We start from the raw sequence: 21,245 nt of genomic DNA on the forward strand, positions 1-21,245 counted from the left end.
CATCGTGGGCCCGCAGCGATTGCTGCGAACTGAGCCCGGATACATGGCTGCAACCTCGACCCAGTGCCAGAGAACGCGGACTGCTTGACAACAGGGAGTCGTCCATACATGATGCAAATAGTGCAGGTATCAGTCTGCGTGATCTTGTCGAGATGATGGCTGAGCGCGGCCTGTCGCTGGCCCACACGACGATCCTGCGTTGGGTGAAGCGTTACACGCCGGAGTTCGTCAAACGCTGGAACCGTTTCGGCACGCCCACAGGACGGTCGTGGCGCGTCGACGAAACCTACCTGAAGATTCGAGGCAAGTGGGTCTATCTTTATCGGGCGGTCGATCGGGCCGGTCAAACGGTCGACTTCATGCTCAGGGCAAAGCGCGACGTGGCCGCTGCCAAAGCCTTTTTCAGCAAGGCCATCAAGCATCAAGGGCAGCCGCCGGAAACCATCACGCTCGACGGCTATGCCGCCTCACACCGTGCTGTGCGGGAAATGAAGGCCGACGGCCTGCTGCCGGACGACACAAAGCTCCGATCCTCAAAGTATCTCAATAACCTCGTCGAACAGGACCATCGCAACATCAAATCCCGCACGAAGGTCATGCTCGGCTTCAACGTAAAAAACGTGCTAAGTTCGAATTCGCTGAGTTCGCGCGGCACCTGCCGGATCCCGAGATAAGCCATTCGCCAGTGGTCCATCTCGTGTGCTCCAAGATCAACGATGAGAGCGAGTTAGCGTAGCGACGCAAAATCGGCCGCGCTACGATGTAAATCGGGATAGCTGTCTCGGGTACAACGACTAAGGAAAGTGCCGGAACGCTTACAACCGGCCGATCGGCTCAGGCTTGACATAAGTCGCCACTGAACTTAGCGACATCGGGCTTACCTTGCCGGGCATATTAAGCGTCTTGCGTGTGTCAAAGCCATTCTGAAATGTCCGCTTTCCAGCCAAGTTCAAATGTCCGGGTTTAAGGGGCCAGGATTTGTCTTTCATGGGTTGCCGATCACGCAGTGTCGAAGGATCCGTTGTGAATGGGCAGGGCGCTTACGCCTGTTCCACTGTCCCTGGCAGACCGCTGGCCTGGCTTACTGGATTGCGGTTGCGCCTGTCTTTGCTGGGCCAGATCCACAATCGCATGCTCGACGTCGGCCTGGGTGAATTCGCGTTGTTTCTTCTTGCCCGGCGGACTGCCTTGAACCTTTGTCGCAGCGCCCAGATGGGTTCGGGAAGGCGCCTTGCCAATCCGACGGTTATCGCGTTGAGCCTGAATTGCCTGCGAGACCTGAAGCACGTGGCCCAGCCGCTTGTGTTCAACGACGGCGCCCTGATCGATCTCGGCCAGCCGGTCGTACTGTCTGCACGGCAGCACGCGTCCGTCCGAGCGAAGTTCAATGCGCCCATCCGGGTATTCCCAGACCTCGATATACCGGTCGATCAGCTTGCGGTGCTCCGGCGTGTCGTCCAGCAGGTACATGACCCGGTCATACTGCACGGTCAGCGACTTCGTCACTTTGCGCGGCTCGCGCCACGTGAGCACCAGATCAAGGCTCTCGTCAGCCCGCAGCGGCCGGTGTGCATCGAATTCGCTCTTCGGCGGCTTCGCAAAGCGTGCGTTGTAGGTCGCCATGAAGGCGGGCGCATACGCATTGGCTTCAGCGACTGTACTGATACCGCGCAGCCGCAGCTCCTTCACGAGGCGATCCTGCAGCGTCAGGTGCGCACGCTCGACGCGTCCCTTGGCCGGGCTGCTGTTCGCACAGAACGTGTCGATGTTCAGTTCGTACATCGCGCGGCCGAAGTGCGTCACACGGTTATCCTTCTTGCCAGGGGTCGTCTTGCGAAACACGCTCGCCTTGTCGCTGTAGAACGCACCAGGCTTGCCGTGGCGCTCGATGTACGCGCGCGTCGCCTCGAAGTAGCTGAAGGTCGATTCGGTGGCCGTGAAAAGCACGTGCATCAGCCGGCTCGTCGCGTCGTCGACGTACACCAGCAACGTGCGTTGTGGCGCCCGGTCCTCGAACCACGCATGCTCGCTGCCGTCGATCTGGATCAGCTCGCCCAGACACGCTCGCCGGGCCCGCGGTTGATAAACCTTCGGTGGCCGCTGCCGACGCGGCACCCACAGGCCAGCGTCCGTCATGAGCCTGCGAACCGTTTCCTTGGCGAGCCGGATGCCGTGGCATTCCCAGAGCTTCTCGCAGGCCAGCGTCGGCCCGAAGTCGGCATAGCGATCGCGGATGATCGAGAGCACCCGGTCGGCCGTCACGGCGTCCAGCCGGTTGTTGCTGGGCTTCGCGCGCCGACGCGACACGAGACCTTGCGGTCCGTGTTCGCGCAGTCGGCCGACCAGACGACGAATCTGCCGGGTCGTCAACCCGAGTCGCTCTGCGGCACGCCACGGCTTCAGCTTGCCGTCGGCGACGTCCTGGATGACCTTCAATCTGTCCAGCTCTCGCATCGTCATTGTTATCCGTTCTGTTACAGCCATCGAAGTCTCCAGCCCCGGAATTCCGGCAACTGGTCAGCTTACGATCGCTCGAAATGCGGACATTTGAACTTGGTCAAAAGCGGACATTACAACTTAGCCACTACAGCGTGAAAAATTGATAATAAAGCTTATGTCAAATGCTTGGGATAACTAATTGATAAATGCTGGCTCCGGCGACGGTGTCCGGATTTTCTGGTCAACATCGTTCGCTCGTGGCTGAGCGTCGATCACCTCAGCCCGCAGCGCCCTTCCCAACGGCAACCGGCGCCTCATCAAACCGCTTTTGAACTTTTGAAGACGAATGCCCGCATAGTCCCACCCGCGCGTCTGCGCCCTTCGACCTTGCGCAGCATTCCAGGCACGATCGTCAAATTCCGACCCGGAGCTGCCGCTCAGTTCAATATAAATGCAGCGGCCGCTTTCAACTATGAAGCAGCCGTTAATCTTTGTCCGTTTGACGATTGTCTTCGAATATCAGGCGCGCTGAGACAGATGCGCATCAATCCCGGCTTCGACGCCTTGCCATCCACTCATCATCGCGCTGACCTCATCGTCAAGCCATTCACGAAACTCAGGATATTCCGGCCGAATCCGCGCGTTCTTGTGCGTGGCGAGATGATGATAACGTTCGCGGAACACGAGCGCTTCCTCCACAGGCCTGACCAGCAGCCCTCGCTCAACCTGTCGATGCACGAGATGATGCCATCCGAGCATCGTGCCTTCGCCTGCTTCCGCCTGCGCGATGAGCAGCCGATAGTCGTTGCTCTCCAGTTGCACGTTCTCGTGCACCCTGTCCGACCCGTCGCTTCGCTGAAACCAGTTTCGCCACACGCGCCAGTCAACATGCTCACAGATCTGCGCGCGCCCGATCAGCGAGAGATTCAGCGTGGGATGCGCCAGCAGGTCGAGCGGCTTCAACTGCCGGCCATGAAAGTGGCGTTCGTGGAATGATCTGCTGCACACCGGATACACGACATCGTGATAGAGCGGTTCAACGTCATACTCCGGGCCGCGTGGCGGGTTCTTGGCGATGACGAGGTCGGGCTCCATGAATTCTTCCAGCTCCATGAGGTGCTCTGTCACCAGCACCCGGAACCGGAGGTGGGGAAAGCGCTCACGCAACGCGGGCATTCTGAACGACAGCCACAGCGCGGAGAATGATGGTGTGACGCAGATCGTCAACGCGTGCGTGTCGGCGCGACGCACCGCTTGCACCGCTTCTGCGATGTTCATGATCGAAAGATACGATGCATTGTAGAGCACGCGTCCCGCGTCGGTCAGTGTGATGTGCCGGCCGTTGCGCTCGAAGAGCACGACATTGAGCGAATCCTCGAGCTCCTTGATCTGACGGCTGATGGCCGCCTGCGTCACGCACAGAACGTCGGCCGCGTGCGTGAAGCTTTCGTATCGCGCGGCCGTGACGAAGTATCGCAGTGCCCGCAGTGGCGGCATCTGGGCAAGAAATCGGTCGGCGAATAGCGGGTTCTTCTGCATGCTCGTTCCTCAGACACCTAGGTGAAGTCAGGCGGTGCGAAGCCGTGGTTCGAGCTTACACCCTGATCCCCCGCTACGCTTTACTGGGTCAGCCAAGCCTGGACCTTTTCCGGATGCCCATCGACGAACTTCTTCGCTGCTGCGGCATAGTCGTTCGAATTGTTGCCATCGAATTCCACCGCTTCGACATCGGCGAGCGTCAGCTTGAAGTGTTTGAAGAAGACGTCGGCACGCGGAAACCTGGTGGCGAACTGCCTGGATGCAAAGACATGGATCTGCTCTTCGCCACCCAGCGTTCCCTTCGGGTCCTTCAGGTAGCGCATCTGCCATTTCTGCCAGAACCAATGCGGGCTCCACACTGTCGCGACGACCCATTGCTTCGACTGGCAAGCGCGCGAGATGGAGGCCAGCATGCCCGCCTCGCTCGACGATTGCAGGTTGTAACCGTTCAGATCGTACGCCTTCACCGCTTTCTCGGACGCCTGCATGAGTCCGCTGCCGGGGCCGATGCCCTGAATCGTCCCATTCAGCTTGCTCCTGACCCCCGGCTTGTTTAGGTCCGCGATCGACGACAGCTCCGATTCGGGAATGTACGCGGGCACCGCCCAACCGTTCCTGCCTCCCGTATAGAGGACGCCGACGTCATCCATCTGGTCTTTGTACTTCGCGTAGTAGACCGCGTGCGTCACCGGCAGCCAGCCGCTCAGCAGGATATCGAGATCCCCGCGCGCCACGCCCTGATACTGCATGCCGATGTCGGCGTTCGTGAATTTCACCGGTTGGTTCAACTTCGTCTCCAGCACATACTTCGCGATGTTCACGGTAGCGAGCACATCGGCCCAGTCAGTCACCGCCATGTTCAGCGGTCCCACCGCATTCGCTGGCTTCGCCGCCGTACCCAGTACAAAGGCCGTAGCCATCGTGATCGTTGCCAGCAACGATCTGAAAGCGTTCTTCGTCATTTGCAATCCCTTTAGATGTCCGTGAGATGTTCGACATTCGAGATGATCGGTCGAAGCGCTTCGTGCCGCAGTGAACGATGCGACCTCCGGAGCGTCCTCTCTGATGCGTGTAATCAGCGTAGCGCGCCAAATCGGCCGGTTCCGCTACTTTTTTGTATGGGTGTTCCCATACTTCTGGTAATGAGTGCGCGTGGCCGGAATGATCAGACGTGGTGTGCGCCGCAGGAAGCACAAGGAATTGTCACGAACGTCTCTGGCTAACCGTTGCAAGCCGGGCACGTGTCCATTACCAAACGTGTGGGATAAGCCTCAGGATTTGTTTGCGAAGTCCTGGTTTTGCACCGGTACGCTGTGTCTCTGAGCATGGCGGTGTGGAACGCGAGGATCGCGTCGACTTCGGCGAACGGTGCCCGGCGCAGTGCTCATCATCGATAGAGAGGAGAATCGGCGATGACCTTCAAGAGAACGTTTCAGACAGTGGAGACGCACGCGGGCGAGCCTATGCGGGTGATCACGGGCGGCGTCCCTCATATTCCGGGCGATACCGTGTACGAGCAGATGAAGTGGCTCGAAAAAGAATGACGATCAGATCCGGATGTTGATGCTGCGGGAACCGCGCGGCTACCCGCCCGTGTGCTGCAATCTCGTTGTGCCCGCAAAGCACCCGGACGCGGCGGCGGGATACATCATCATGGAGCAGACCGAATATCCCATGATGAGCGGCGGCAATACGATCTCCGTTGCAACTGCGCTGCTGGAGACCGGAATGATCCCGATGCACGAACCAGTGTCAGAGTTCTTTCTGGAAGCGCCCGCGGGCCTGATCGGCATCAAGGCGGACTGCAAGGACGGCAAGGTTACTCAAGTCACCTTCAGGAACGTTCCGGCGTTCGCCGCCTATCTCGATACCGTGATCGACGTGCCGCATCTAGGCAAAGTGACCGTGGACGTGGGTTGGGGCGGCATGTTCTACGTCATCGCCGACGTGCGACAGTTCAAGCACCTGAAGCTGGCGCCCGAATATGGACGCGAGATCACCCGGGTGTCGGCGCTGATTTTGAAGGCGGCTCAGGATCAGCTTCCGGTTGAACATCCCGACTATCCAGGCATCGGGATCACGGTGTCCCAACTATCCGGTCCGACCGACAACCCACACGCGGACTGGCGCAATACGGTCACGGTTCAGAACGCACCGATCGACTTCGAGAACCCCGCCACGTGGACTGGCGCGCTCGACCGTTGCGCATGCGGCACCGGCACGTGCGCGAAGATGGCGACGTTGTATGCAAAGGGTAGATTGAAGCTCGACGACACTTTCCGTCACGAGGGCATGCTTGGAGTCGTCTACACGGGACATCTCGTCGAGGAGGTGCGGATCGGCAACCGCACGGGTGTGGTGCCGACAATTTCCGGTCGATCATGGATCTATGGCTTCAATACCTATGTACTCGATCCGTCCGATCCCTTTCCTAACGGCTTCACTGTCGGTGATATCTGGTGATGGATCCTGTAGCCAAGCAAAGATGGCCGCGTTCCGGCCTCGAGACGACCTTGATGGGCTTCGGTGCAGCCCCGCTCGGCAATTTCTTCAGCGCTATGAGCGATCGCGATGCCGCGACGCTGATCGAGACCGCATGGCAGGCAGGCATCCGCTATTTCGATACGGCGCCGAGTTACGGTCATGGCTTGAGCGAAGCGCGCTGCGGCCAGGGACTGCGCTGGTACCCACGCGATCAGTTCGTCCTTTCGACCAAAGTGGGGCGACTGCTGACACCGCGAAAGCGCGAGGAGATCGACTTCACGCCATGGGTCGACGGACTTCCCTTCGAATGGCACTTCGACTATAGCTATGACGGAACGATGCGTTCGATAGACGACAGCCTGCAGCGCATGGGTGTGGAGCATATTGACATCGCGCTGATTCATGAAGTCGACGCCTACACGCATGGCCCCCGTCAGCCCGAGATCTTCGAAGCGGCGATGTCGGGAGCGGCAAAAGCGCTGCTGCGCTTGCGCGACGAAGGCGTTGTCAAGGCGATCGGCGTGGGCGTAAATGAATGCGACGTGGCCCAGGAGGCGATCGAGCGCGTCGACTTCGACTGTTTGTTGCTGGCGGGCCGATACACGCTGCTTGAACAGGACGCGCTCGACACTTTCTTGCCGATGTGCGAACAGCGGGAGGTGTCTGTCATCGTGGGCGGCGGCTACAACAGCGGCATCCTCGCGACCGGTGCGGTGCCCGGCGCGAAATACAACTACGCGCCGGCGAGCGAAACGATTCTCGAACGCGTGCGCAGGATCGAACAGGTGTGTCGCGAATTCGACGTGCCGCTTAAGTCAGCGGCATTGCAATTCGTGGTGGCGCATCCGGCGATCCCAACGATAATTCCGGGTGTGCGGAGTATCGCACAGCTCGATGAGAATCTGCGGACCTTTGCGGCAGACATTCCGTCCGGGTTCTGGTCGGAACTTCGGCGCCTGGAACTCATCCGACCCGATGCACCAACGCCGTAAAAAGCTCGCGGCGCGAGGCCGGCAGATCAACAACGCCGCGGGAGGCACGATCACGCAGACTTTGTCGGCGGCCGGCGTCGAGTTAATTTGCTTACTACGGCCTACGGCCGAACCGCTGAAAGATGCGGCTCACAATCTGTTAGCAATCGCCATACTCAATTGAGCACCAAGGCATTGGTTGGGCTCCCGTCTGCCGGTCGAGGAAACAAAGGATGCGTCTTTGAACGTGTGTACCGGCAGGCAAGTTAGTGGGTAACGACGTGAAACGAGTGACCGTTTGCTGGCGCAGAGCCGACGGCGGAAGATCCGTTACGCGATTCGAGCGAATGACGCTTGTTGGCCGACCTCTGCCCGACGCCGGTCGGCCGGACCCGACCCACAAGCGACGCTCACCTTCCTCGAGAGCGGACACTCATGAGGTGCACTCACATTGCACCTCAGCCGGCAGTCGCATCCGCATTCGCCTGAAAAGGCGTGCGGCTGAAAACGCGTGCCGCCAGGGCAAGTTTCAGGATATAAATGCTCACGAGCGCTACGGTCAAACCACCGAATACATCTACAAGATAGTGTCCGCCTTGCGTTGGCGTCGAGATTACCATCGTCGCATTAAGCAAAACAGCAAAGGGAAATAGAAATTTAGTCCGGCGAAGTGAGTATGCGAAGAAGACGGCCAGTGCGGTATGAAATGAGGGAAACGATACGAGGCCTTGTATCCGGGGGAGGTCGAACTTAACAATCTTTCCGTTTCGAAGAAGATCGAAGTCGGACACCGTCGCCGACGTATTCGGATCGGTGATGTTGAAATGCAAAAAGGCGCTTGCAGCTGGAAAGGGCGTCGAGATAAGAAGGAGCGGCACGCTGGAAAGCATCAGAAGAAGCACGAAGCCCGATAATTCCTCACGGCGACCGAGTACGCCCAATACGACCGGGACTCCTATCAATTGCCATCTACCACTCTCGTAAGCGAATGCAAGAATCTGCTGAATGACGACATGCGAACGTACCCAATAGTAGACGCTTGGCCAATCAAAGCCGAGCACACGATCGAAGCGGACGAGGCTTTCGTCCACTAACGATGCGTTGACCGTTACGGACAGATAGGAGAGAACGCCTGCAACCGGTACGAAGCAAAGCAGCAGCGCCATCCAGGCGAGCGTGCGTGCAATCTCTTCATAACGGAGCCTTTTTGTGACCTGCCTATAGCGCGGAACCGCCGCGATGGCTACTAAACCGACCGCCAAACTCAACAAAAGCGAAAGAGTTTTAGCGATCAGCAGAATGCCATCCTCCTGCACCGAGCAACCACTCATATAAAGCCACGCAATGTCAATCATCGAGAAAAGTAGTACGACGGCTAATCCGAAAAGGTATTGCCTCCCGGGCACACAATAGGTTTGAGCTACCGCGCGGTTAATCATTTTTTTCTGTGACATCGACGCTGGCTTTATTTTCATTTCTCAACGGAGAGACCGATGGGAGAGTTCTCGTATAAAACGCGTGGGCGCGCATTAAGGATCGCAGTGGCTGTAATCCGGTGGAGTAGCATTTGGCCGCACATACGTCATAACGGCAACGCGTGGCCTAACTTGAGAGCAAACACATCGATCACCGGTTGTGCGGGTGCTTCCGCCGCCAAACTGTACGATATTTGGATGTCTCTTATTGGCTGGGTCCTGCCTGTCGGGGATCCGGGGGCACGACCCGTTCGAGTCGGTCCCGATTCGCAAAATCACACATCCGCTACGAGACACTCATCTCGGCGGAGTGGTAACCTCGTGTCGATAGAATCCTGCGCTTGTAAGGTCCCTGTGCAACACTTTGATGCCAACCTATCGTCGACGCGGGTAAATGCGATGGATCAGCCACGTACTGTCATGACCGCCCCCATTCTTTGCGCCGACTCGGCGGTGTGGTTTTCCGCCTATGGGTTCGGCTGGGGATACCGCGCCTTCGCGCTGCCATTTGAAGTCGTTTGCGAAGAGCTTGGCGCTGGCAATGAGACTGGACAGCAGGTGCGACTCGCGTTCGAGTTGAACAAACGCCGAATTCTAAGGACCGTGCAACAATATGCAGCAGCACCTGCAACTGGTGAGCGCATAACGCTCTCGGTTGCAGATCTTCAGCGCGTGACGCCCGAACTCGACTACTTCGGAGCATAAGTGCCAACGCACCACTCTTGGCCGACCTCCGCCTGACGGCGATCGGCCACACACGACCCTCAACGGACGGTGGAATGAGCGCCACGCAATCGGCAGCCTCCAAAGTACAGCGGTCATTCACGCCCACGAGTCGCTCGGGAAGTCATCGGCCACTTCGGTCAGTTGGCAAACCACCACCGCGCGGGAACTAATGCGTTCGCTTTTACGGAGCACGGACGCTTAGTCCGTATGTCGAGTGTTCGAGTCACTCACGCCGCGCCAAGCCACACAACGGTTTGCCGGTTTTCGCTGGCAAGCCTTTTTTCGTTAATGGCGTTCGTGTAACCGCTATGTAACCGGATTCACCCGGCGCAAATCCATCTGCATCCAGATGCTGAACTCGGCGCCCGTCCCAATCCCACCTTCCTGGCTGCGTTTATAGCAAACGCTGGCAATCCCGCTTTAGGTCCATCGAGCCGACCGCCCCAGCACCCGGGCTTTATTACGCAAATGATCCACAATCCGTTGATCTTCATGGATTTGCTTAAGATTTGAGCAAAAATTATTCATCTTTAAATCAATGTCTTATGGCTTTGCGCAACAAAGCCAGGACCGGCCACGTGAATTGAACCCACTTTAGGGCTCTTCTCATCGGATCGCACTGTTGCAGCCGGGAATAAGATGTCTTCCACAGACAACGACCAAATACCCCTAGGCCCTCGGGTGCCCGGCTCAAGTTTTCCGGCCATCTGCCGTTAGCCGATCTTGAGGAATAGTCCTCTTCGTAGCCAAACCACAAAGCGGCCATAACGGCCATTCTTCCAGGAGTTTTTCATGCTGCGTTTCATCCGATCCCTGTCGCGCGACGAGCGCGGCGTCAGTGCGCTGGAATATGCGGTTCTCGCCGGCATCGTCGTGGCCGCCTTGGTCGGGGTGGGGACTTATTTGGACACTGGCCTCGTAACCGTCTTTTCGACCATGCTCGGCAAGGTCACCACCGCAATGTGATTGATTAATTGCCCGCGGCCATCCGGCGCAAAACGCGTACGCCCGTGTCGGGCGGCCCTGCCTTTTAGGCGCATTCGGCGACAAGAGGGACCCACATGGACGTGATCAAGGCTGTCGCTTGCATGATTCTGGCGATGCTCGCCCTTCTTGATCTGCGCACGCGGCGTTTGCCGAATGCCGCCATCGCCGCCTTTGCCGCACTTTACTTCGTCGACGCGGCACTTACCAAAAGTACCCTTGCCTCGCTGGCAGTGCATGCGGTCGCGGGTGCTTTGTCGCTGGCGCTGGCTGGCTTGATTTTCCGTTTCGGCTGGCTCGGCGGCGGCGACGTCAAGCTTGCTGCCGCGGTCTTTCTTTGGGCCGGGCCTGAATACTGGACAGTCTTCGTCATTGTGTCCATTTGCGGATTGTTTGTGGCTCTTACGGTACTCATCGCGACCGCCATGATGCGCATCCGTGCGTTGGCAGCAGCGGCGAGGCGGCTCGACTGGATTGCGCTGTCGCGCGGCGTGCCGTATGGCGTCGCACTCGCCCTGGGGGGGATCATTGCGGTCCTACTGCAGCCGGCCGTCGGCAATCACACTACGCTAGGCCCGCTCAAGCCTACTGTTAGCCATCACGCTGAGTTCGCGCTTCCTGCTCCCGCGCGTCTAGCCTGAAGAAACCGCTGCTCCATGCAAAACATCATCAAGCTTGCCGCGCTTGTCGTCATCGCCACGATTGGCGCTTTCATCATCCGCGCGCTCTTCGTTGCCTCATCCGGCCCCAGGGCGGCGGCGCCACCGCCGATGGTGCGCGTGCGCGCCGCGGCCGACGACCTTCCGGACGGGCTTCTCTTGCGCGACTCGGATCTCATCTGGAAGACGATGCCGCGCGGCCAGGCTCCCGCAGGAGCGTTCCTCGAAGGCTCGGCAGAAGTCGGAGCCGACCAGGATCTGAAAGGCGATCTCCTGCGGCACGCCGTGCGCGCGGGCACGCCGCTCGGCCCGGTCGACGTGATTCTGCCGAGCGCACCCGGGTTTTTGGCTGCTGCGCTCAAACCCGGCATGCGTGCGATCTCGGTCGCCGTCGACGATGTGTCTGGCAACGCAGGACTGATCCAGCCGGGCGACTATGTCGACGTGCTGCTCACGCAGCAGATCCGCGCGGACGCCGGCGTCAACGTTGCTCCGGCGCGCGCTGTCGAGTCGGAGACGGTCGCCGAGCGTGTGCGCGTGCTCGCGGTTGGCTCGGCGTTCCGGCGTCCGAAGGAAGATGCCGCCGCGCCGAATATGAGCGTGCGCACCGTGACGTTCGAAGTCACACCGACGAGCGCCCAGGCCATCACGGTCGCCGCGCATCTCGGCACGCTGTCGCTCGCGCTGCGCAGTTTCGCAACGCGCGACCGGCACGCCTCAGATCTCGAAGACATGGCCCAAACACGGACACCACCGGTGTGGGCCGGCGACGTCTCGCGCGCGCTGCGCGCGGTGGCATCTGACGCACCGGGCAGAACGTCCGCGCCTGCTCCGCACGTGACCGTTTACCGCGGCTCGAGCGTCGAGCACGCAGGCGGCCAGCCGACGAGCGGAGCTTGGGCAGGTACGCAGGGCGTGCCGCCGCTGCCGTCCGGCACCCCGCCTGTAGCACCGACAGCCGCCGCCGAGGCACGCGGCACAACAGCCGCAGGATCATAGGACCACTCATGGCCAGCTTCACACGCGCGCCCTTCTTTTCACGCTGCGCCGGCCGCTTTGCGGGCAGCAGGATCGCCGTTTCCGCCTTTTTCGCCAGACTGCTTTGCACCGTCGTGCTTGCCGGCCCGGGTGCAGGCCTCGCGCGCGCGGCGCAGCCCGCTGACGTACTCTCTGTCCCTGCCGGCAGCGGCACGATGATCACGCTGCCTGCCCCAGCCGTCGCCGTCTTCGTCGCCGACCCGGACGTAGCCGACGTACAGGTGCCGTCGACGCGCTCCGTCTTCGTGCTAGGCAAGAAAGCTGGCACAACGACGCTTTTTGCGCTCGGCGCTAACAACAGGGAGATTCTGCGCAAAACGGTCAGCGTTTCGACCGATACCGCTTCGATTCAGCGCCTCATAGACAGCAGCTTCCCCCGGTTCGGCATCAGGGTGACGAGCGCGCCCGGGTCGTTGACGGCGAGCGGGGCGGTGCCGACCGCAGTCGATGCCGACGCCGTCGTGCAAGCGCTGCAGCCGTACCTGCACAGCAAGGAGCAGCTCGTCAACAGGCTTACGATCGCCCACCCGGTCCAGGTCCTGCTCCGCGTACGCATCACCGAGGTCGACCGTAACGTCACTCAACAGCTCGGCATCAACTGGGATGCGCTCGGCACGGTCGGCAACTTCGCGGGCGGGCTTGCCTACGGCACGACAGCGACGCCGACCGCGAGCGCCTTCTCGATCATCGGCAAGTTCGTCACAGGCGGGAGCTCGATCGAAGCCGTTCTCAACGCACTTGACCAGGAGGGACTGCTGACAATGCTAGCGGAACCGAACTTGACGGCGATGTCGGGGCAAACGGCCAGTTTCCTCGCCGGCGGCGAACTGCCGATCCCGGTGCCTCAGAGCGGCACGACGAGCACAATCACGATCGAATACAAGCCCTACGGCGTCTCGCTCAACTTCACCCCGACGGTGCTCGCCGACAATCGTATCAGCCTCAATGTGCGGCCTGAAGTGAGCCAGATCGACCCGAGCAATAGCATCACACTGAACTCGATCGTGGTTCCGGCATTGACGGTGCGCCGCATGCAAACCACCGTGGAACTGTCCAGCGGGCAAAGCTTCGCTATCGGCGGACTGCTGCAAAGCTCGACGAGCGACGTACTTTCCGCGCTTCCCGGGCTCGGCAGTCTACCGGTGCTCGGCAAGCTTTTTTCGTCAAAGAACTACCAGAACAAGAAAACCGAACTCGTTGCGATTGTCACGCCGTATATCGTCGCGCCCACTGGGCCCGGGCAACTGCGCGGCGCGCTCGACGAGGTCATGCGCCCAAGCAGCGATATCGAGTATGCCGTCCAGCATGCGCTCGGTGTCGACTCACTTTCCGGCAATTCGCCGCGCCTCGTCGGCGCAGCCGGCTTCGTCTATTGAATGCCGAAGGGGAACACCATGAACGCACGGTTCACCTCCACTGCAACAGCGCTCGCTTGCGCGGCAAGCGTCGGCCTTGCGTCGTGCATGTCGGCGCCTCCGCCGCTTGGCATGCCCGATCCGTCCATCATCAGCGTCGCGCCAGGCGAAAGCGGGCATGCGATCCCGCCCTCGTGCGAAGCGCTCAATCAGCGCTCCCAGATGATCGACGCCGGCATGGCTCGGCCCGGCGTCGCTTTCGGCTGCGCCACTTACTCGAATCTCGCGGCGATGGTCGCGCGGCCCGCCGATCTCACGGCACCGCTGCCGTACGCGGGCGCGGACGCGCCGCTCGCAGCCAGTGCGGTACGGCGTTACGACGAAGGACGCGCGACTCCGTTGAATTCGTGGTCTTCGTCGTCTTCCTCATCGTCGACGACCTCGACTGGATCCCAGTAACGGAGAGGGCACAAATGGGCGCTTTCGATTCGAACGTTCTCAAACGCGGCCGCCGCCCATCCGGCGCCGAGAAGCTCATTGCCGTGGTATCGGATGCGGCGAGTGAGGCGGTCGTCAACAGCTTTGTCGTCGACCAGGGGATCGCAACCTCGCATGTAGCGTGCGGTACCCTCGACGATGTGGTCGCGATCATGGCCGCGCTTAAGGAATCGCCGCGATACCTGATCGTCGATGTGTCGGGTTCGACCATGCCGATCTCCGACCTCCAGAGACTCTCGGCGGTGGTCGATCCTTCCGTTTCCGTCGTCGTCATCGGCGAGCGGAACGACGTCGGGCTCTTTCGCAGCCTGTTGCACCTCGGCGTGCAGGACTATCTCGTCAAGCCGCTGACCGTCGAGCTCTTGCGGCGCGCGATCGCCTCGACCGATCCCAGCGTCTCGGCGCGCATGGGCAAGGTGCTCAGCTTCGTGGGCGCGCGCGGCGGCGTTGGCGTCACGACGATTGCGACAGCACTCGCGCGCCACCTCGCCGACAAGACGCGGCGCCGCATCGCCTATGTGGACCTCGACCCGTACGGCGGCGCGGCTGCCGCGATGCTTGGCGTCCCGAGCAACAACGGACTGATGGAGCTGTTGCAAAACCCGCAGCGGCTCGATCAACAACTCCTCGATCAGGCCTTCGTCGCGCAGAGCGACCGTCTTTTCGTGCTCGCGCCCGAGTTCCCGTTCAACGATGACTTTGCTCTACGCACCGGCGCGCTGACGGAACTCGTCGCAATGCTGAAGCGCCATTACCACTACATCATGCTCGACCTGCCCGAGCGGGCAGGCGGGCTCGTCGACGAAGCGTTCAACGCGAGCGCAATGATCCATGTGGTGGCGGACCACTCGGTGCATTCGACGCGCGAAGCCGCGCGCTTGTGCCGGTTCGCGGAAGGTCGTGATACGGATCCCTCCGTCCTGGTGCTGCTCAACGAAGCGCGGCAGCCCGTAACGGGCCGCGTCAGCTCCGCTGATTTCGTCGCCGCGCTCGCACGTGGGTCGGTCCATCCGCTCCCCTATGAGCCTCAGATGCTCGCGCTCGCCGAGAACCTCGGAGAACCGCTCGCCGAAGCGCAACGCTCGCCGTTTGCAGCGGAGATCGTATCGCTTGCCAATGCGATCACTGGTGGCGAAGTGGCGGTGCCGGCGCGTCAACCATGGTACAGACGCCTGCTGCCGAACAGGGGGACGCGCTGATGTTTGGCCGTCGGAGCGCCCATGGGACCGATTCGTTCGCAGCCGCTTCGGACGAGCTGCAACCCTTGCAAACGGCAACCGGCTCCACAGCTGCCGGGGTGGGCACCGATCCGGGCGGCGTTGCGGAGACGACGCCGGCGAACTTGACCGTTGCGACGGCCCCATCCGCCGCAGACCGCCATGACACACCGATCCGCTCGGATACATTCAAGACGATTCGGTCCGCCGTCTTCTCGTCGATGAACATGTCGGCTGCGCTGATGATGTCACGCAGCGACGTGCGCGCGGGCATCGAGCAGATCGCGGCCGAAACGATCGTCCGCGACCGTCTGACGCTGACGCTTGCCGAGCAAACGTTCATCGTCGACGAGATCCTCAACGATATGTTCGGCATCGGCCCGATCGAGCCGCTGCTCGCCGACGAACGAGTCACCGACATTCTGGTGAACGGACCGGACCAGGTCTATGTCGAGCGCGGGGGACGCCTCGAGCTCACTGCGCTCAAGTTCCGAGACAACGCGCACGTCATCAACGTCGCACAGCGCATCGCAACGGCCGTTGGGCGGCGGGTCGATGAAAGTAGTCCGATGGTCGATGCGCGGCTTGCCGATGGCAGCCGTGTGAACGTCGTACTGCCGCCGATTGCCCTGCGCGGCGCCTCCATTTCGATTCGCAAGTTCTCCAAGCGCAACATCACGCTCGGACGCATGTCGCAGCAGGGCAACATCTCTGCCGCCATGGTCGACGTGCTGCGCATCGCTACCGCATGCCGACTCAACATCGTCATCTCGGGCGGCACGGGCTCCGGCAAGACGACGCTGCTCAACGCACTTTCGCGCTTCATTGACGAAGGCGAGCGCATCGTGACGATCGAGGACGCGGCCGAACTTCAGCTTCAGCAACCGCACGTCGTCAGCCTCGAGACGCGGCCCGAGAACGGCGAGGGGCTCGGTGGCGTCTCGCAGCGCGACCTCGTACGAAATGCGCTGCGGATGCGCCCTGACCGCATCATCCTCGGTGAAACGCGCGGCACAGAAGCCTTCGACGTCCTGCAGGCAATGAACACGGGGCATGACGGGTCAATGACGACGGTCCACGCAAATACCCCCCGCGATGCGATCACGCGGCTCGAAAGCATGGTGATGATGGCTAACGGCAATCTGCCGCTGATGTCGATCCGCCGGCAGATCACAAGTGCGGTTCACCTGATCCTGCAAATCGAGCGCATGCGCGATGGCGTGCGGCGTGTGACGCACGTGACCGAGATTGCGGGCATGGAAGGCGATGTCGTCATCACGCAGGATCTCTTTACATTCCGCTACAGCGCGAGCGCTTACGAAGCACAGGTTCGCGGGGTATTCGAAGGATCGTCGCTGCGGCCTGTCTTTGCGCAGCGTGCCGCCTACTATGGGCTCGAAGAGGCTCTCCTCAAAGCGATCCAATCATGAATGCCGCGAATGTCGTCGCCGTCGGTACTTTTTTCGCCATCGTCATCGCGGGCCTCATCGCGCGTGCGGTTCGAGAGGTCGCGAGACAGCGCCCGAACGCGCGGATCAGGACTCGCGTCGCCACGCTGCGCGATGAGCGTCAGCCGGTTAAGCCCGAGCACGACAACAAGGACCAGCACCAACTCTTACATCCGAAGCGGCGCGTAGGCGATCAGGCGGCCCTGCTGGCCATGTTCTCGGCCTGGCACGAGCGCGTACGCGCGGTGGGCGGTCCTGGCGGCATGCGCGCAATCTGCTTCGTCGCCGCGGCAGCGCTTGCAGCCTCACTCATCGGAACGTCGTTCGCTTCGATGGCTCCGCTCCTGCGATTGCTGACTTCCATCGGCATTGCGGGCATCGCCGGCCGCGCGGCCTACCGCTGGATGATCGCGCGCTTCCGGCAGCGCTTTCTCGCTGCCTTTCCAGATACGCTCGACCTCATCATTCGCGCCGTGCGGGCCGGTATCCCCGTCGTGCAGGCGATCAACACCGCGGGCGTCGAGAGCGAGGAACCCGTTCGGGCGACGTTTCGGACGATGGGCGACGCCTTGCTCGTCGGTGCCGAACTGAAGGACGTACTTCAACAGGCAGCAGCGCGTCTGCAGCTGTCTGATTTTTCGTTTTTCTCGGTCTGCCTGATCTTGCAGCGTGAAACAGGGGGCAATCTCGGCGACACACTCGAGAACCTCTCGGCAATCGTGCGCGCACGGCGCGACATTCGCGCAAAGAGCAAGGCGCTCACCGCTGAAGGCAGGCTCGCCAGCAAGATGATTGCCGCGGTCCCGTTCTCGATCATGGGCTTTCTTTATGTTGTAAACCGGCCATATCTGGACACCCTCACGCACACACACGCAGGGCACAAGATACTCACGCTCGCAGCCGTGCTGCTGACCATCGGGCTTTGGCTGATCAGTAAAATCTCGAACCTGGATACGTCGCGATGATGAATGCCGATCTTTTGCGCAATGCGGCTCTGCTCGTCCTGCTTGTCCTGGTCACGCTTTGGCTCGTCTTGCGCACCACGAGCAGGCGCGCGCGCATTGCCCAGCGCGCGCGGCAAAGCGTGGCGCGCGCGGCGGCCGAAAACACGCCGGCCGCCGTCGCCGCGAGAAGCATGCCGCAGCATCTCGCCAAACGCGTGGCCACGCTCGGTGAACGGATCCCCGTCGTACAGGCCGAAGAGCGCGTCAAGCTTGCTACCCGCCTCGCCAGCGCCGGCTTTCGCGACCGGCGCGCGGTTGCCGTCGTGTCGGGGTCCAAGATCGTCGTCGGTGCCTGTCTCGCGCTCGGCGCGATTGCGCTCGGCGGGCATCTGCCGGCGCTCGGCCAGCACTTTGCGTTTCGCGCCTTGCTGATGGCGGGCGCCTTCGTCATCGGCATGATGCTGCCCGAATATGCGCTCGGCTTCATGATCGGGCGACGCCGCAAGGCGATTGCAGTCGCGCTGCCCGATGCGCTCGATCTGCTCGTCATCTGCACGAATGCGGGCAACAGTCTCGTCGTTGCGCTCAAGCGCGTCTCGGCCGAGCTGCGGACGATTTCTCCTGCGCTCGCCGACGAGCTTGCCGTCGCGGCGGATGAGCTCAGCATCGGCGGCGACAGCGCGCGTGCGCTCCAGGCGTTGGCCGCCCGCGTCGGCTTGCCGTCGATGCGCGCGCTCGTGACCACGCTCGTCCAGTCCCAAAAGTACGGCACGCCGATCACTCAGTCGCTGCGCACGCTCTCGCGCACCGAGCGCACCATGCAGATGGTCACGCTCGAGGAAAAGGCCGCGAAGCTCGCACCGAAAATGACGATCCCGATGATGCTGTTCATCATGCCGACCGTCGGGCTCATCGCGGCGGGCCCTGCCGTGATTCGGCTCATGGTCCTGTTTCGTCATCACTAATGCCCCGGTCCTGGAGGTGGAATGACCACGCGCCGTCCCTTGTCACTGCATAGAGCGCTGCGATCGCTATGCGCGCCGGTTGCCATCGCAGCGCTTGCGACTGGCTGCGCAAACAATCATTATGTGACGTCGCAGCCCGTCGCGCCCACGCATGCACCCGATGGGCGGGCCGACCAGCATATCGCCGAGAGCGCGCTCGAGGCCGGCGACACGCAGCTCGCCGTGTCCCTCTTTGAACAGATGCTGAAGGCCGATCCGCACTCGATCACGGCCCAGCTCGGGCTTGGCGATGCGATGTATCAGATCGGCGATCTCGCGCGTGCCGGTGTCCTTTATGCTGGCGTCGTGGCCGTAGCGCCTGACGATCCGCGGGCTCATCTGGGGCTCGCACGGGTGGCAATGCGCGAGCGCCGGCTCGACGAGGCCGTGTCGCGTTACCGCGAGCTTGTCGCAGCTCACCCCGACAACCCGGTGGCCGCTGAAGGCCTCGGTGCCGCGCTCGATCTTCAGGGCAAGCATGCTGAGGCGCAGCAGGTCTATCAGACGGCCTTGCAACGCCATCCCGAAATAGCGGGACTGAAGGCTGATCTCGGCCTGTCGCTGATCCTGTCCGGCAACGCGCGCGCAGGCGCAAACGTGCTGCTCGATATTGCGAGTCTTCCCGATGCGCCACCGCAGGCTCGCGAGAACCTCGCCCTCGCCTACGGTCTGCTCGGCAATAGCACGGCAGCCAGGCGCATCCTGATCGCCGCCATGCCGAGCGACTCCGTGGAGGACAACCTGCGGTTCTACAGCAATCTGCGCGAGCGGTACATGGCGCAAGCGGGTGACGGCGCGGCGCAGGCGCGAGCCGTACCCGCTGCCGGCGTCACGTCGCGCGGAGCGCTGAAATGAGACACCGCCAGCGCCTCGCGGCCAACGAGCGTGGCATCGCCGCGCTCGAGTTCGTGCTGATGTTGCCGTTCATGCTGATGGTGATGTTTGGCATCATCGATGTCAGCCTGCTGCTTTGCGACAAGGCCGTCATCACGAATGCCGCGGGCGAAGCCGCGCGCCAGGGCGTCGTCCTGAGCGTGCCGCGCGCCAGTGTCGGCCAGATCCAGAGCGTTGCCCTTTCGTATATGCAAAATGGCCTGGTCACGGGCGGTACGGCAACGACGCCGACCGTTTCGGTTCCGTCTGGACAATGTCCACTGTCCGGCAGCAACAATCAGCTTCAGGTCAATATCACCTACACCTATCAGGGGCTCGTCCTCGGTTCGACACTCAGTGCGCTGACAGGGCCCGTCACGATTACAGCCGTTGCGGTGAAGTATTGTGAATAAAAATGCCAACCAGCACGGTGCACCCTTCGTCAGCGCTCGCGCGCATCTGATGACTCGTCGTCGGCGGCCACCGGGCCCCGTGCCTCACCAGCGCGGATCGATCACGCTGTGGTTTCTCTTAACGTTGACGTTTCTGCTGGCGTTCGGTGCTTTTGCAGTCGACGTGCCGCGCGTCATCACTGTCCGCAACGAATTACAGAACGCTGCGGATGCGGCGGCTATGGCCGGAGCCTCGGCGCTCTCGACAGGCACGAGCGGCCCGAACTGGTCGGCCGCCGCCGCCTCGGCGACCGCTGCCATTCCGCAAAATGCGTCGGACGGCAACAAGCTTAAGGGCGGCACGGTCACGACGGGGTACTGGGATCTCGCCGCATCGTCGCCCTCGTTGCTGGCGCCGGGCACGGTCACGCTGCCGGCCCCTGCCGGGCAGTTGCTGGAGCCCGCTGTGCAGGTCACGATCGCGCGCGATGCCAATGACAACGGCGGCCTCGTGGCGCTCCTGCTCGGCGCGCTGGTTGGAAGACCGAACACGGCGGAGAGCGCGACGGCTGTCGCAGTTATCTCGCCTCCTTCTTCCGTTCCGGCCGGCGGGCTCTTTCCCGTCGTCATGGATCAGTGCGTGTTCAACCAATACTGGAACTCGAATACCAACCAGCCACAGATCGACCCGTCCACGAACCAACCCTACGAATTCGAAATCGGAAATGGCCAGCTGTATGGCTCCTCTTGCGAGGCAGGCCAGTGGACATCATTTGCGACCACCTCGAACAACGTTCCCACCATTCGCAATCTGATTACGAACGGCAATCCGACGGCGCTGTCGATCGGCGACAACATCTACATCGAGCCCGGGGTGAAGACGACGATTTACAAGAGCATACCTACGGGCGTTACCGTCTTCATGCCAGTCGCCGCTCAGATCGCGAGCAAAAGCTACGTACCGATCGTCGCGTTCGCTGCCTTTCATATCGACGGATCGTATGGCGGCAGCAGCAAGTACATCCAGGGCCATTTCGTCAGCGGCTATACGATACCGGTGCAAGGATCGGGAGTCGGCACCGTCAGCTATGGTGCTTATGTCGCGCCGCGTCTCGCATTCTGAGCGAACGCCGAAGCAAACACGGGCGAGCGCCATGCCCGCCGGTGTTCTGAAACAGCGCGGCGGTGGCGCCGCCGTG

20 protein-coding genes and 1 pseudogene are annotated in these 21,245 nt (G+C 61.4%); 17 read left to right on the forward strand and 4 right to left on the reverse strand.

The window, feature by feature from the left end:
* Positions 1–128: 128 nt before the first annotated feature.
* Positions 129–608, forward strand: a pseudogene (locus tag HV744_RS29525) (IS6 family transposase); the annotation flags it as partial.
* A gap of 391 nt (positions 609–999) precedes the next feature.
* Here the strand turns inward: HV744_RS29525 and HV744_RS29530 are convergent.
* The 3 genes from HV744_RS29530 to HV744_RS29540 form a co-directional block, all read right to left on the reverse strand.
* Positions 1,000–2,484 carry an ISNCY family transposase gene (locus tag HV744_RS29530; RefSeq protein ID WP_175152895.1) on the reverse strand — a complete coding sequence of 495 codons (1,485 nt, stop codon included), beginning with the start codon at positions 2,482–2,484 and terminating at the stop codon, positions 1,000–1,002.
* Positions 2,485–2,958: 474 nt separating this feature from the next.
* Positions 2,959–3,978 carry a LysR substrate-binding domain-containing protein gene (locus HV744_RS29535; RefSeq protein ID WP_175152896.1) on the reverse strand — a complete coding sequence of 340 codons (1,020 nt, stop codon included), beginning with the start codon at positions 3,976–3,978 and terminating at the stop codon, positions 2,959–2,961.
* Between the two features lie 80 nt (positions 3,979–4,058).
* Positions 4,059–4,898 (reverse strand): glycine betaine ABC transporter substrate-binding protein, encoded by an 840-nt coding sequence (locus HV744_RS29540; RefSeq protein ID WP_425497881.1) that lies wholly within the window; start codon positions 4,896–4,898, stop codon positions 4,059–4,061.
* Positions 4,899–5,390: 492 nt separating this feature from the next.
* Here HV744_RS29540 and HV744_RS38095 point away from each other — a divergent pair, with 492 nt between their 5' ends.
* From HV744_RS38095 to HV744_RS29550, 3 genes are read left to right on the forward strand one after another with little or no spacing between them, the layout of a single operon-like run.
* Positions 5,391–5,522 (forward strand): proline racemase family protein, encoded by a 132-nt coding sequence (locus tag HV744_RS38095; protein WP_281363680.1) that lies wholly within the window; start codon positions 5,391–5,393, stop codon positions 5,520–5,522.
* A gap of 19 nt (positions 5,523–5,541) precedes the next feature.
* Positions 5,542–6,441 (forward strand): proline racemase family protein, encoded by a 900-nt coding sequence (locus HV744_RS29545; RefSeq protein WP_281363681.1) that lies wholly within the window; start codon positions 5,542–5,544, stop codon positions 6,439–6,441.
* 53 nt (positions 6,442–6,494) lie between these two features.
* Complete coding sequence (locus HV744_RS29550; RefSeq protein ID WP_246279250.1) at positions 6,495–7,454, forward strand: aldo/keto reductase; 960 nt, start codon at positions 6,495–6,497, stop codon at positions 7,452–7,454.
* Positions 7,455–7,891: 437 nt separating this feature from the next.
* Here the strand turns inward: HV744_RS29550 and HV744_RS29555 are convergent, their stop codons facing one another.
* Positions 7,892–8,887, reverse strand: coding sequence for a phosphatase PAP2 family protein (locus HV744_RS29555; protein ID WP_175152898.1), 996 nt, complete (start codon positions 8,885–8,887; stop codon positions 7,892–7,894).
* A gap of 441 nt (positions 8,888–9,328) precedes the next feature.
* On the opposite strand from HV744_RS29555, the gene HV744_RS29560 reads away from it, so the two are divergent.
* The 13 genes from HV744_RS29560 (at position 9,329) to HV744_RS29620 (ending at position 21,169) form a co-directional block, all read left to right on the forward strand.
* On the forward strand, positions 9,329–9,613 hold the full coding sequence (locus tag HV744_RS29560) for a hypothetical protein (RefSeq protein WP_175152899.1): 285 nt from the start codon (positions 9,329–9,331) through the stop codon (positions 9,611–9,613).
* An 813-nt stretch (positions 9,614–10,426) separates the two neighbouring features.
* The gene (locus tag HV744_RS29565; RefSeq protein WP_175152900.1) at positions 10,427–10,600 is read left to right on the forward strand and encodes a Flp family type IVb pilin; all 174 of its coding nucleotides are present in this window, start codon (positions 10,427–10,429) and stop codon (positions 10,598–10,600) included.
* 95 nt (positions 10,601–10,695) lie between these two features.
* Positions 10,696–11,259: an A24 family peptidase gene (locus HV744_RS29570; protein ID WP_175152901.1), complete on the forward strand. Its 564-nt coding sequence runs from the start codon at positions 10,696–10,698 to the stop codon at positions 11,257–11,259.
* 15 nt (positions 11,260–11,274) lie between these two features.
* On the forward strand, positions 11,275–12,276 hold the full coding sequence (gene cpaB, locus HV744_RS29575; protein WP_175152902.1) for a Flp pilus assembly protein CpaB: 1,002 nt from the start codon (positions 11,275–11,277) through the stop codon (positions 12,274–12,276).
* Between the two features lie 8 nt (positions 12,277–12,284).
* Entirely contained in the window at positions 12,285–13,691 is a 1,407-nt protein-coding gene (locus HV744_RS29580) for a type II and III secretion system protein family protein (protein WP_175152903.1), read from the forward strand.
* Between the two features lie 18 nt (positions 13,692–13,709).
* Positions 13,710–14,129: a CpaD family pilus assembly lipoprotein gene (locus tag HV744_RS29585; protein WP_175152904.1), complete on the forward strand. Its 420-nt coding sequence runs from the start codon at positions 13,710–13,712 to the stop codon at positions 14,127–14,129.
* A gap of 14 nt (positions 14,130–14,143) precedes the next feature.
* Positions 14,144–15,367 carry a CpaE/TadZ family protein gene (locus HV744_RS29590; protein WP_175152905.1) on the forward strand — a complete coding sequence of 408 codons (1,224 nt, stop codon included), beginning with the start codon at positions 14,144–14,146 and terminating at the stop codon, positions 15,365–15,367.
* On the forward strand, positions 15,367–16,815 hold the full coding sequence (locus tag HV744_RS29595) for a TadA family conjugal transfer-associated ATPase (RefSeq protein ID WP_425497882.1): 1,449 nt from the start codon (positions 15,367–15,369) through the stop codon (positions 16,813–16,815). Before HV744_RS29590 ends, HV744_RS29595 begins: the two co-directional genes overlap by 1 nt.
* Positions 16,812–17,798 carry a type II secretion system F family protein gene (locus HV744_RS29600; protein ID WP_175152906.1) on the forward strand — a complete coding sequence of 329 codons (987 nt, stop codon included), beginning with the start codon at positions 16,812–16,814 and terminating at the stop codon, positions 17,796–17,798. The genes HV744_RS29595 and HV744_RS29600 overlap by 4 nt, the downstream gene beginning before the upstream one ends.
* Positions 17,798–18,742, forward strand: a complete 945-nt coding sequence (locus HV744_RS29605; protein WP_175152948.1) for a type II secretion system F family protein — start codon at positions 17,798–17,800, stop codon at positions 18,740–18,742. The genes HV744_RS29600 and HV744_RS29605 overlap by 1 nt, the downstream gene beginning before the upstream one ends.
* A 123-nt stretch (positions 18,743–18,865) precedes the next feature.
* Positions 18,866–19,636 carry a tetratricopeptide repeat protein gene (locus HV744_RS29610; RefSeq protein WP_343056474.1) on the forward strand — a complete coding sequence of 257 codons (771 nt, stop codon included), beginning with the start codon at positions 18,866–18,868 and terminating at the stop codon, positions 19,634–19,636.
* Complete coding sequence (locus HV744_RS29615; protein WP_175152908.1) at positions 19,633–20,067, forward strand: TadE/TadG family type IV pilus assembly protein; 435 nt, start codon at positions 19,633–19,635, stop codon at positions 20,065–20,067. Before HV744_RS29610 ends, HV744_RS29615 begins: the two co-directional genes overlap by 4 nt.
* Positions 20,068–20,116: 49 nt before the next feature.
* A complete protein-coding gene (locus tag HV744_RS29620; RefSeq protein ID WP_175152949.1) occupies positions 20,117–21,169 on the forward strand; it encodes a pilus assembly protein TadG-related protein in 1,053 nt (350 codons plus the stop codon).
* Positions 21,170–21,245: the final 76 nt, after the last annotated feature.

The sequence above is a fragment of the Paraburkholderia ultramafica genome (assembly GCF_902859915.1).
GTDB classification, from domain to species: Bacteria; Pseudomonadota; Gammaproteobacteria; order Burkholderiales; family Burkholderiaceae; genus Paraburkholderia; species Paraburkholderia ultramafica.